Source organism: Legionella massiliensis, from assembly GCF_000756815.1.
In the GTDB taxonomy this organism is placed as follows: Bacteria; Pseudomonadota; Gammaproteobacteria; order Legionellales; family Legionellaceae; genus Tatlockia; species Tatlockia massiliensis.
In genome coordinates this window covers 131,780-145,016 of record NZ_CCVW01000002.1, presented here as the reverse complement: position 1 = coordinate 145,016, position 13,237 = coordinate 131,780, and the positions used below count along the sequence as shown (strand labels likewise).

The following is a 13,237-nucleotide window of genomic DNA, read 5'->3' as shown; positions in this document are numbered from 1 at the left end:
CCTGAGCGCAGCGAAGGATCTCCGAGATTAGCACGATGCCTCATTCAGGAGATCTTTCGCTGCGCTCAGGATGACGGAAGGGGGGGCTATTACTACTATCTTCGGGGACGAGTATTTCTTCCTTCCATCTCATCTAGCTGATCAAAAACAGAATCTTTAGGTTCCCAGCTAGCTCTTTTTCCATTCATGGCCTCAAGAGTTTGGCGAGTAATACCGTTGGTCTGCAAATTCTCTTGTATAGCTTGAGCTCCCCATTTACTCTTAGGCACATCTTTCTGCCGAGCGATGTTTTTCTCATGTTCGAAAAATGCCCATTTGCCGAAAGTCTGCAAAGATGGTACTCCCTTGCCATTCGCCAACTGAAGCTGATGAGCCTTATCTTCACAAATAATCGCTAAATCATGCTGCCCTGTTTCTCTATAGCCTTGAGCTAGTTGCAACAGCTTATATAAGGGATCAGAGGTCTTTAATCCAGTAAGGGCCTGAAGTCCGAGATTATTAGAGGTTGTTCTTTGAGACCCATAGTTTTGAGGTAGTCCTTGAAAGGCGTAAGCTTGCTTCAAATGCAAAAGTGTTTCCTCATTGTTTGGATGAAGCCTAAGCAATTGCTTTAAATCGTGTTCAGCTTTCTCTGCATTTTTCACGATGTCAACTTTATTTACGGCTATCCCTGGTAAATTCTTATTAGCCCATTTTGCTTCCATGAGGCAGTCTCGAGCAATATTCAAATAACCTATTGAACGTATTTCCAAAGCAAGCTCGCAAGCGGGATCCGCATGTAAAACCTGAGTTGCATCTCTTACAGCAGCTTGCCATCTGTCGCTCAAACCATATAGCAGGGCTCGCTTTAGGGTTAGAGAGTGATTCTGAGGGGAAAGCAAGAGCGCTTGAGCTAAAACCTCTTGTGCTTGAGGCCATTTCTCTTGCTTCATGTAAACATCAACTAGGATTATCAGGGCTTGAATCTTATATTTAGGATTACCGGACAGAATTAACCTTTTTAAATTTTCCTCTGCTTCTGAAAATTTGCCTTGTTTAAATTGCAGGAAGGCTTGTGCCTGATAAAGAGAAAGATTTTCAGGTGCAAGTTCTTGTAACTGCAATAATCCTTGCTCAGTCTTTGCAAATTTGCTTTCACTAACCTGAGAAGGTTCTTGTAGAGGATCAGATTTTTTCTGTGCTTCCTGCGCATTGTTTATGTAAATTCGTTGTTGCCAGGCAGCATAGTTTTGAGGATTTATAGCAAGAGCCTGATTGATTTTAAACTCTGCTTCTACCCATTTTTTTTGTTTAGAGAAAATTTCTCCTTGCTTTGTCAAGGCAAGATCATTTTGTGGATTAATAGTCAACACTCGCTGAAGATCCCATAAAGCGTCAAATAACCTGTTTTGCTTAACATAGACATCTGCTCGATTCAGATAAACCTCTTCTTCTGATGGATTTAAGAGAGTATCTTGTTCTCCAATCCCTTGGGGAGCATGTTTAGAGAGATGAGATAGAACCTGGTGGAAATCCTGTTCAGCTTCTGACCATTTGTCTTGATGATAGAAAATCTGACCACGAATCATCTGGGCAATTGTATCGCCTGGTTGGATTTCCAGCATTTCTAGAGTCAAAGGGAAACTGGGATTTATTCTAATTAGAGTAATTAGTACTTCCTTTGCCTGGGGCAATTTATTTTGCAGGCGCAAAATCTTGTAATAGAGCACTAAGGCAGTTTCATTTGCCAACTTGTATGGAAGTGCTTCCTTGATGTATCTTTCAGCCCTTTGCAAAGCATTTTCTTGCTGTTTTTCTATATTGCTTTGTATAAGCTCCTCATCTCCACTGAAATCATCATCCTCCTCAAGATCATCGTAATTTATAACAGCATCAGTTGGACTTAAACGATGCAGGTCATAATATGACCTAGCCAGCAAAGTTAAAGCCTCTGTCAAGGTTTCAGCTTTAGCGTCGGTATAGCGCAGCTTGTGTAAATCCTTTATGGCCTCTAATAATTTACCTTGGTTATAGTAAATTTTGCTTCGAAACTGTAAACCTAAAACGTCCTCGGGATTAGAGGCAAGCTGTTTAGTTAAAATATCCTCTGCATCTGACCATCTATTCTGGGAACTATAGAGTTGAACCAGATTTTCTAACGCCAACTCATTCTCTGAGTCAAGGGTATAGGCTAATAGGAGGTCTTGCTCAGCCATTTGGGATTGATAGTGTTTGTTATAGATCAGACCACGCTTTGTTAAGGCATAACTTTTTTCTTTTTCATTTAAAGAAGAGTCTATGACCCTTGTTAACATTTGTTCAGATTCAGACCAATTACCTTGCTGATAATAGATGTCGCCCAAAATTACTGGATCCAAATCATGGCTCTGTAAAAAATTTGAGGAATCTTTATTAGTACGCATTAGGGTGAAAATCGTTTCTGTCGCTGTTTGAAATTGATTTTGAGCGCAAGAAATTTTATAAGACAGCCATAAGGTAGGCGTAGCATTTGGATTTCTTGCGAGTGATCGGAAGACAAGAAATTTAGCGTCTTCCAATTCGCCTTGTTCAAAGTAAATAAGGGCAGTTCTCAGCAAGTCTTCCCAATCGTAATCCTTAGTGAACAGCAGCTGCTTTAAATCTCTTAGCGCGTCTTCTAGTTTACCGAGTTTGTAGTAGGCTTGAGAGCGTAGCTGGAGAGCTTTTGAGGAATGACCGTATTCTATCAATTGATTGGCAATATTTATTGCGGCCGACCAACTCTCCCGAGAGCAATACATCTTAAGGAGCCCCTGCAATGCATTTTTATTTTTTGGATTAACCAGAAGTGCATGCTGAAAGTCTTTTTCAGCTTCATCAAAATGGTCAAGGTGGTACAAAGCGCGGCCTCGTAGGCCTAGGGTATAATCGTTTAATGGATCCTTAGCTAGAGCGGAGGTCAACGCCTGTCGAGCCTCTTCAAAGCACTTCTTGCGAATACAAAGATGACCTTTAACAGCCCAAGCAGCAGCATTGTCAGAATCATTTTCAAATGCATTTTGCAATTCACCTTCAGCGTTTTCTAGGTCATCAGGATTATTGCGCATTAGGTAAAGTCTGGCTTTTAAGGCAAGTGCTGTACTGTGATTTGGATCCTGCTTTAATATTTCATTTAAATCGACAAAGGCTTCCTTTTGATGTCCAAGCTGAATCCAAATTTCTAGCCTGGCAAGCAAAGCGGGTAAGTAGCCAGGTTGATATTGCAAGGCTGCATGTAAATATCTTAACCTCTCCAATTTGCTGGCATAATCGACACGCTTGTTCTGGGCTTTGCTATGTGCAACTAGATTTTCAGGGGTATTTGTATCAAGGGAAAACCCTTTTTTTTGTAAAGACAATTCGTTGTTAAAAAATAGTCCCTCTAAACGATGTATCTCGTATTCACTCATAAGAACAGATTTGCTACCTGGGTAGGAAAAAAAAGATAATTGACTAAAATCTGCGGAATCTCTGTTCAAATGGTAGAGGCAAGTAGAACTCTCACGACTAATAAAGGATGAAAAATTAGTTAAGGGGCCAATCACAGTGTAAAGATTATGGCTTATTGCGTCTAAGAAACCACCTGTATCCCAAGTAAAATTCAGCCTTCCCCAAGTGCTATATTCATTGTCTTTGTTATAGGAGATAGCAAGTTTATATTCCTCCTGCGCTTCATTAAGCTTATCGGCAAGATGATACAATTTTGCTCTTTGTAACAAAGCAAAATCGTTAGTCGGGCATAAATCAAGAGCCCTGTTAAGATCTTGTTTGGCTAGATACACAATACCTTGTTTACAATAAACATCAGCCCGTCTTAATAAAGCAAAATCATTAGCAGGCTCGAGTCGAAGTATTTGAGTTAGATCCTGCTCAGCTTCCAATAGCAATTCTTGCCGGTAATAAACCTCTGCTCGCCAAGATAAAGCGTAGGTATTTTGAGGATTAGCTCTAAGGACAGCAGTAAAATCTTTTTCGGCTTCTTGCCATTTGTTTTGCATACAATAAACATGGCCTCGTCTCAATAAGGCAAAATCGTTTGCTGGATCAATACGAAGTGCCTGATTAAAATCCTTTTCAGCCTCTTGCCATTTTCCTTGTCTACGATACACGTCTCCTCTCCAGGATAAGGCTTGTTCATCGGTTGGTGCAGTTGCCAAAGCCTGAGTCAAATCCTTTTCAGCCTCTTGCAATCTTCCTTGACGACGATAAACGTCACCTCTTGTCACTAAAGCAAGGCTGCTTCCTGGGTTTCTCAACAAGCATTGATTAAGATCGTCTTCAGCTTCTTGCCATTTCCCCATTTGACGATAAAGATCACCTCGTAGCACCAATGCGCGATCATTGCCAAGATGAAGGGCGCGATTCAAATCATGCTCAGCCTCTGAATATTTACCTTGCATGAGATAAACTTCACCTCTACGAAATATGGTGTCAGAGTCAGATGCAATATCTAGCAGGGAGGTGTAGTCTTTTTCAGCATCTGCAAATTTTTCCTGTAAACGGTAGGCTAATCCTCGCCTGGATAAATATCCTGCATTTTGCGGATACGCGGCGATAAGTACCGTTAAATCTTTTTCGGCTTCATACCATTTGCCTTGCATAGAATACACAGTTGCTCGTCTATGCAGCAGTGAGAAGTTGGTGGGGCTCTTGAGAAAAAGCTGGTTTATAAGAGTGAGGGCTTGATCTAAGTTTCTGGACTGCAGCATCCCATCAATTTGCTGCATAAGAGCCTCATAATTGGAAGGAGAAATAAAGTCGGCTTGTTGAGGTACTGTGTTTGTGTAAGTTTGTGGTCGGGTAATTGCTGCTTGTTGGGCAACTTGGGGAGCAGTAAATACAGGAGTTGGCTGTTGAGCAACTGGGGTAGCAACAAATACAGGGGTTGGTTGTTGGGCAACAGGAATAGCAACAAATACAGGATCTCCTTGTACAGTAGTTGCCTCTCCCGGCTGAATCCCTAGTTGTGCTGCTGTTGGAGCCTGTTGCTGACCAGTAGTCGGTAAGTTTAGCCTCCGCTTTTTCGCAGTCTGTTTGCTTGTTGATGCATTGCGTCTCATTGGTAAACCTGTAAGTAAAAAGTAACATATACCGGGTCAGACCCAAAAAACGCATTATAAAATAAATAGATATATTCAAATTCATTGCGATTACTAGCCTTAAAACCCCAATTTCATAATAAAAATGGATTTTAAGAAAAAACCACTGTTTCTATAGCTATATCAGTAGATGATACTTTAAACGCTATTTTTCCTATTAAAATTAGCTTTTAAAAAAGAAAATAAGAGTGAATTTCGACTTATCCTTTTGTTTTATAAGAAGTATTTTTGGTCTGACCCACAAAGTAGCGTATTCTGTGCGCCAACTAAACGGCTTATATTTAAGCGGTTTGATCTAAATAAATCCAGTTGATTGTATCGATATGTCATATTTGTGTATTTAATATCAATATAGAGTGCATGCCGGGTCGTGCTAAAGAAGTTGCTGAAGCTGCGTTAATTGCGGCCACCTTGCGAGCTGGGACAGCAGTTACTGTGCCATTAAGTTAGGGATGCTCACTCAAAACCCAAAACCGTTCGGGCTGAGGTAGAGTCCTCAACAGTTATTAATTCCAATACTATACTTCTAGAATGGCTCTTGTTGCAGAGTAATCTAATGAAAAAAGATAATTTCTTGCTCACTATTTTATTGCTGCTCGCGTTTACCTCCACTTATGCAGCAACTCCTCAATTCCTATGTAACTATCTCGGCCAGGGTTCTAATCCCAATTTATCAATTACTCTTAAAGCTAATGGCGGAGGGTCTTGGGGTACCTATACGGCAGGATATAGTAATTGCAGTTCTTCAATAGGGGCTGGCATTCCAACGAATCCTGGTGCAAATGATAAGTGGAGTGTATGGAATATTACGGATGAAAAAGGGAATTATTATGGAACTGTTACTTTAAACAATGATGCAACAGTAAGCTTTGTAAAATATGTTAATGAACAAATGAATGGCTACTATATAGATGGCTTAGGCTTTAAAGTAGAACCAAAAAATCCTTCACAGTGGCTAATTAGTGTTACAGGTAAAATAGTGAGACCTGTTCTGCCGACAGCGGACCTTTCCCCAACGCCCCCCTGGCAACCCCTGCGGTTTATACCACTAAAAAAGATACCCCCTATGTCTTAAAGGTTATGGGCGAGAACATCGTTGATAATGATGGAACTGTCATTAGGCTTAAAGGGTTTGCAAGACCATCATTAGAATGGGATAAACAAGGACAGTTTCTTAGTGAGCAGGATTTTGCAAATATGAAGAAGTGGGGCGCTAATACTATCAGAGTAAGTTTAACTCAAGATTTATGGTTTAACTCAAAGGCAATAGATGTTAAAGGTTCTTACAAGCAAATTATTGATGCAATTATCTATTACGCTACTCAAAATAGGATGGCAGTCATATTAGATTTACACTGGACCAAAGAAGGGGCTGGTCAGCCAAAAATGGCTAATAAGGACTCCCTTAGATTTTGGACGGAAGTAGCGACAAAATATAAAGATTTTGGAACAGTACTGTTCGAATTATTTAATGAGCCTCAGGGAATTAATAAAGACGAGTGGTTAAGCGGTAATTCACAGTTTTCAGGTTATCAACAATTGTATGAGGCAGTACGAGACACTGGCGCAAAGAATATTTGCATTATTAATGGATTGGAATGGGGCTTTAATCTGGATTTTCTTAGTGAAGCGGACCAATATAAATACGCTATAAAAGGTGACAACATTGTCTATGGTTCCCATCCCTATCGTCGAAGTTATGAGTCTATTTATTCCAGCTTAGCGGGAGTGATTAATAAGTATCCTATGCTTTTTACAGAGTTTGGTGATAATGCGCCAGAGGATTATCCAAACTCTTTTGCTTCTTCTTATATAAATACACTATTATTTTTGAATCAGACCAATGGTAGTTATACCGCCTGGGCCTGGTGGGTTAGTCCTGCAAATCCTGCCTTCCCAACGCTTATAGCTGATTGGAAAAATGCAACAGCAATTAATGGTGGGGTGATTGTAAAAGATGATATGGAGAAATATCCGGCCACTTCTTTACCCATTACCACTAAGTAACGTCAGTTATGAATAAGTTATTTAACCTTTGATAATACTTGCTCATCTTGTTAAATCCCGATACTCTTCGTACTTTTTGGATGTTCTCAGATGTATAAAAAAGAAGATAAATCGATTAGCACTTTGTGTGCGCAAGATGAATCGGTGCAAGATGTTTGCCATGATCTAATACAAGCTGCTACAAAAATTGAAACAGATAATCTAGGTTTTCTTACTTCTCTTATGAGCTTACGTTTAGCTATTAATCGATTTTATGTTTCCCAAGATAAAGAATTAGGGGCGCAAGATGCAAGGTTGGTTTTTGACGAACTAATTAAACAATTTACATTTGAACTAAATTTGCGGCAATCTAAGAGAATATATCAGTTATTTGAACATACCTATTCATTTACCAATAGAGCCTTAAAAAATCATTTTAAGCACGATGCAGTTTTAGACATATTGCGCCCAAGAGGTGCCATAGAAGATGTGGAAAATGCTGCAGATCTGAACGGTTCTGAAGGCGTGGACGATTCGCAGGATATTAATAAATCTAGAGAATATCTATACTTTCTTGTTCAAAATTTAAGTATGGATATGTCAAGTTTTCTAGGGGCTTGTTTAGGGGATAATGCTGAATTCGCATTGTTTGAAAACAAAGTTCAAGAAAAGAAAGATCATATTATGCTTGAAAATTTAACAAGGGGCATACATATCGAAATTGGAAATGCTGATAAGTCTACGTTTAATGAGCGATTTCAGAACCTAAGGCCCCAAGAGATAACTCATCTATTTAAGAAAAACGCTTTAACTGTGCCTGCTAAGGAGAAAGATTTAAGGAGGGTTGTGCAAACCTTAGAAATTATAGCCCGCACCTTTAAGAATCTAGCTCCATTAACGAGACATATGGACAATAAGCTATCTTTGGGGGATGAATGCTATACAACTAGCGATGGGAGAACAATTAGTTACCAACAAGAATTGGATGAGTGTATCAAATCTATTTTTGATAATCCTTTATTAGTCAAACATCCCCAATCATTGATTAGTGCGATGAAAAGCTGTACTGAACTGGCTGATATTGCGGGATATAAACCCCAAGAGTTAACTCCAGCACAAAAAGCAAAATATGACGTCTTATATGCCAAAGCAAAGGTTATTCAAGTCATAGTAAATAGCCAAAGCCGTCTTGGTGGTTTATTTCAAAGCGATACACTACAAAGAAGCGTTTTGACCAAGGCTGAACAGAAAATGTCTGACTTAGAGTCACTACAGGACATCATCATGACCGCGACCAATTTATCTGAGGAATATGGTAGGCGAGGTGGTATTTATACAATACCTAATATTATATGGGATTTCTTAATTGAGATATTTCATTTAGAACCAGCAAAAAGTAGAACACAAGTTGATTTGTCTAAGGTTATTGCTGAGCTTGAAGATCTGAAAATGCATGAATATAGAGAGCCTAGTGCAGATTGCTCCCTAAGCATACACTAGGACTTTTGGGGTGTTATAGTGTAAGTTTTTCAAATGGTACAAGTATAAGGACAGGCTAAATGACTAAGGATAAAGGGACGAGTAATAGTCGGGGTATAATTAGATGGATAGTAATTACTATCTATCTTCTAATAACGCTTTTCTCTGCTGTCTGGCATGGTCCGGTCGCAGAGATTGTTTTACCTATTATCCTCGTCTTGGCTATTTTTATTGCAGCCTGCCTACATGGTAAGGAACGTTATGGAACAAAGAATATAATTATATTTTTTGTAATAACTTGGTTTATCAGTCATTTTTTTGAAGCGTTAAGCATTCAGACCGGATTTCCTTTCGGGCATTACTATTATGATAAATTAGCTGGACCAAGGTTATTTGATGTGCCCCTCATAATAATGTTTGCATATTTTGGAACAGGTTACGCTTCGTGGATTTTGGCTCACATCCTTCTAGGACAATACGCTACCCCACTTACAGGAAGGCAGATATTTATTGTGCCTTTTATCGCTGCTTTTATTATGGTGATGTGGGATATCTGCATGGATCCTCTTGCTTCAACTGTCTATTCATTATGGGTGTGGAAAGATGGCGGAGCATATTTTGGTGTTCCACTGCAAAATTATTTTGGTTGGTTCTTAGTGGTTTATATTATCTATCAAATTTTTGCGGTTTATATTGCCAAACATGATGTTAGGGCTACAAGCAAGCCTAAGGTTTTTTCAGCTAAAAATTTTTGGAGAGAAGCGGTCGCTATTTACGGCATACAAGGTTTAACACAATTAGTTGACCCCTTTGGTGCTTCAACTCATTTAGAAATTTATGGTTCTATGGCCCTAATTACCGTGTTTACAATGATGTTCGTAGTTTTACTTGCATCATTTAAAATTAACGTCAGCCATTAAGTTAACGTCAGTTATGGCTAAGGAAGGTTTTGTCATTCCCGCGAAAGCGGGAAACCATCTCTACATTAGCACTGTGCTTAGCTAGAAATAGTTTCCGCCTTCGCGGGAATGACAAATGCCCTTAACATAATGGTAGTGACCCCCACTGTATTTATAGTCTTCATCTCAGTGATACAATTCAAAATAATAGCCACTGAGTACCCTAAAATGATTAAAACACCTCAAAAAAATAGCTTTCGTTTTTGTTTCACGCCAATGAATAAATCTCAACATGAACTAGTATTAGGATGGATTCATCAACCTCATATTAATGAATGGCTTCATGGCGATGGTCTAAATAATACTATTAAAGACATCAATGCGTTTTTGAACGAAGGTGAGTCCTGGGCTACTCATTGGATAGCCTATGATAAAGATGTCCCATTCGCCTATTTAATTACGTCTGAAATAGAGCCATCAAAGGAATATCCTGAGGGCTCAATTACGCTGGATTTATTTATTTGTAGGTTGGACTATATAGGAAAGGGGCTATCGGTACAGATGATTCATGAATTTATCCTAAGCCAATTTCCTGATGCAAAAATAGTGCTTATTGATCCAGAAATATCGAATGAGCGTGCGGTTCATGTCTATAAAAAAGCTGGATTTGAAATTATTGGTGAATTTATTGCTTCATGGCATCCGGTTCCTCATTATAAAATGAAGTTGTGCATTCAAAAATTGATAGTACTGCAAAAATAACATCTAGAGGTCTGACCAAAAAAATTTATTATAAATAAATAGATATATTCAAACCTCGTGAACTGCTGATATGTTAATCGCCGCAGATGGGTCGCATTCGTATGTGCGCGAGTTGCTGTTTCTCGGTACGAAGCCGCATTATGCTGGATTTATTCTCCGCCCACATACGGCCGCTAGTACGTCAAAAGCAGCATCGAGCGCGATGGACTTATCCGAAGCACTCGCTGAGAATAAACATGACGTGTTAGTTGCGTTGCAAGCATGGGAGCCAAGGCAAATGTCTCTCGGCCAACATCTGATGGAATCAGGGCTGACGCTTGGCAACCGCTCGCAATTTTCCTACGGCAGAGGTCGGTGTCTAGTCGATGATCAAGAAAACTAATGTACATTTATTCGTCCCTTTACTGTCAAAGATGAGGTTATTATAGTTCGGGCGGAATTAGTCGCTAAATCCAAAACATTACTAATTTTAAAAGCAGAAGCTAAAAATAGAGAGGGTAAATTGATAGCGACCTCAACTTCTCATTCACTTATTCTGAAAGGAGAATAGGGGGAAATAGGTATATAAAATTATGATCCGTAATAGGTCACCCCTGTCACCCTAACATAGCCCGTCATCCAGAGCATAGCGAAGGATCTCCTGAATGCGGCATTGTGCTAATCCCGGAGATCCTTCGCTATGCTCTGGATGACGGAAGGGGGGACCTATTACGATGATCCACGATCTACAACATTCATAAGCCTCGCTATCCGAGCTGAACCTCAATTAACCTGTAGAGATCTCTAAAAGAGGGCTATCATCCACCTCTAATTGTTGAGCTGAAACCTTCGCTGAATCATTTGATCTGAAAAATCCTACAGTTTGTCCTAATAAGGTACATGCTTTTTCTGTAGCATGCTGAGCGATGCTACCACTGGCAATACTTGAAATTGTAGATACCGTTAGTTCTTTTAGTGTTCTTATAGGGGTAGGAGAGAGCGCCCAGTGTTTTAGTTGGTATGCATAATTCGCATAAGGAATTATACCGGCAGCTGTATTCGTTATTTTTCCAGCAATACTATACCCTGATTGGAGCAGCGTATTACCCATTTGCTGCAAACCGGAGCTACTTGCTCCAAGTACGACATTAGTAACAGCTACAGCAGAAGTATCTACTGCGGCTTGGTACATAGCAGTATAGTTATCTATACTAGGGTTGGCTTGATAAGCTGCGCTTAATCGCCACAAAAAATGCCCGCTATAAAAAACTCCTTGACTAATAACCTGCGATTTAAACCCACTATATCCCGATTGAGTCAGCTCCTGTCCCATTACATTCGTTAAACCACGCATAGCGCCTACAGCGGCACCATTTGCAGCACCCTCATAGGTCATCTGGAAGTGAGTTTTAGGAAGAATGGAACAGGTATCTTGAAATGTTGCTTGATCCAACTCATCTAACATTCCTGTTACTTCCAGAACATTTGTCCGGGTGCCATCCTCAGACTGACAAGGTAAATCAACGCCATAAAGTGTTATGCTTGCAACTTCAGTATCATCAACCTTAAAAGAATGTTGATAAATGGGCGCATCGGTTAAAGGGTCTTTTGCCTCTGTGCGAATATAACTTTTAACTGGATTAGGTTTGAATTCGCGGCTAATCTCTGTTGACAGCTCAGGAGCTGGCGGTTTAAAAAAGCTCACGTTATTTTTAGTTGGCTCTGTGAATCGAACTTTATCATCTATCTCACTATTTATCTTAGTGGCTAAACTCTTTCCCTTAGATAAAGGTAATGAAACAGTTTTTGTAGGAATCTGAGCTACTTTTTGTATGTCACGCTCAGGATTATCTTGCTTCAAAAGAACGGAGTCTGCTAACTCAGTTTCGGTTAATGCTATAGCATAAGGTCCAACAAAGAATGAGTCTCCATGAATTACATTGCTATCAATTTTCATGGTATAGCCAAAGGGTATTTCGAAGGCAGCAAAATTAAATGTTCCATCGCCACGATCTACGCCGAGTATCAATGCACCACTGCATTCAGGCGATAATGGGGTAAAAATATGAGGAAAGGGGTGTGTTTCTACAAATAATCCACCGCCGCCTTTTTTATTCATTACATAATCTTGGATGTAATCGTTATCCCATTGATATTCGACTAAATATAAATTTTCTAGTGAGGGATCATCTACTTTATCCATGGTAAATGATTGTTCCAGGGGAATTAGTTCAGCACCGTATTTTTTTAAAAATGCTGTGGGTACGGCGAGTGCATTCATTTTAGGAATGTTAATTTCTTTATAGTCAGAGGGGATAAGTAATACTCCTAAACTTCCAAAGACATTTGCACCTCTACCACTGACACCTTGTTCCTGATCTTTATTTTTCCAGACTGCTTTGATAGTTATTTCTTGCGGTGAGGTTATTTGAATTTTATTGGTTGAAGAAGGCAAATCAGATTCACTTATTCCTGTTGCAGCCAACATATTTATTTCTGCGCCAGCTTTAAGAATGGCATGGGCCTGGGCAGCTTTCATTAATGGTTTGCTATCACCAGATGCATCTGGATTTCGGCGATCTACCATAGTAGATTGCAAGCTATGTAAATGCTCACTGACTACTTCTGCCTGTAATTTGCTCTTCATACACATGGTGCATGTACAGATCTCACTGTGCATTGCAGAAGAAGGGATAGCAGATTTCGGAGTATTGCTAACAGGCTTTTCGAAGGGCTCTTTCATAATAGTTAATCCTATATACACATTAAATAAGCAAATAGATTCAAAGAAAATCAATGTGTATATTATTGGGTCTTTGCGGTTAGCTAACTATTAACAACAATACGCAAACCTTCCTGCCATAGCCTTAAACCTACAAAAAGGTCACCCTCTTAGGCACTAAATCCTGACGAAGCAATCCAAGGTGCCGTGCTTCGAACCTTGGATTGCTTCGCTTTGCTCGCAATGACGGAGTATGGCTATTGCACAAAAAATAGCTGAAAAAGAAGTTTCTCGCGGAGTTAAGTTCGACAAGT

At 39.6% G+C, this 13,237-nt stretch carries 7 protein-coding genes; 5 read left to right on the top strand and 2 right to left on the bottom strand.

The features are described 5' to 3' along the window. Positions 1-95 precede the first annotated feature (95 nt). Entirely contained in the window at positions 96-5,057 is a 4,962-nt protein-coding gene (locus BN1094_RS07910; protein WP_043873905.1) for a tetratricopeptide repeat protein, read from the bottom strand. 595 nt (positions 5,058-5,652) lie between these two features. Here BN1094_RS07910 and BN1094_RS07905 point away from each other — a divergent pair. The 5 genes from BN1094_RS07905 (at position 5,653) to BN1094_RS07885 (ending at position 10,222) form a co-directional block, all read left to right on the top strand. After that, complete coding sequence (locus BN1094_RS07905; protein WP_043873904.1) at positions 5,653-6,171, top strand: hypothetical protein; 519 nt, start codon at positions 5,653-5,655, stop codon at positions 6,169-6,171. 5 nt (positions 6,172-6,176) lie between these two features. Beyond that, positions 6,177-7,103 carry a glycoside hydrolase family 5 protein gene (locus BN1094_RS07900; RefSeq protein ID WP_043873903.1) on the top strand — a complete coding sequence of 309 codons (927 nt, stop codon included), beginning with the start codon at positions 6,177-6,179 and terminating at the stop codon, positions 7,101-7,103. A gap of 90 nt (positions 7,104-7,193) precedes the next feature. Continuing rightward, positions 7,194-8,582: a hypothetical protein gene (locus tag BN1094_RS07895; RefSeq protein ID WP_043873902.1), complete on the top strand. Its 1,389-nt coding sequence runs from the start codon at positions 7,194-7,196 to the stop codon at positions 8,580-8,582. 59 nt (positions 8,583-8,641) lie between these two features. Beyond that, positions 8,642-9,481 carry a carotenoid biosynthesis protein gene (locus BN1094_RS07890; protein WP_043873901.1) on the top strand — a complete coding sequence of 280 codons (840 nt, stop codon included), beginning with the start codon at positions 8,642-8,644 and terminating at the stop codon, positions 9,479-9,481. Between the two features lie 207 nt (positions 9,482-9,688). Then, the gene (locus BN1094_RS07885; RefSeq protein ID WP_043873900.1) at positions 9,689-10,222 is read left to right on the top strand and encodes a GNAT family N-acetyltransferase; all 534 of its coding nucleotides are present in this window, start codon (positions 9,689-9,691) and stop codon (positions 10,220-10,222) included. Between the two features lie 766 nt (positions 10,223-10,988). On the opposite strand, the gene BN1094_RS19805 is transcribed toward BN1094_RS07885, so the two are convergent. Further along, positions 10,989-12,944 carry a hypothetical protein gene (locus BN1094_RS19805; protein WP_176695278.1) on the bottom strand — a complete coding sequence of 652 codons (1,956 nt, stop codon included), beginning with the start codon at positions 12,942-12,944 and terminating at the stop codon, positions 10,989-10,991. Positions 12,945-13,237: the final 293 nt, after the last annotated feature.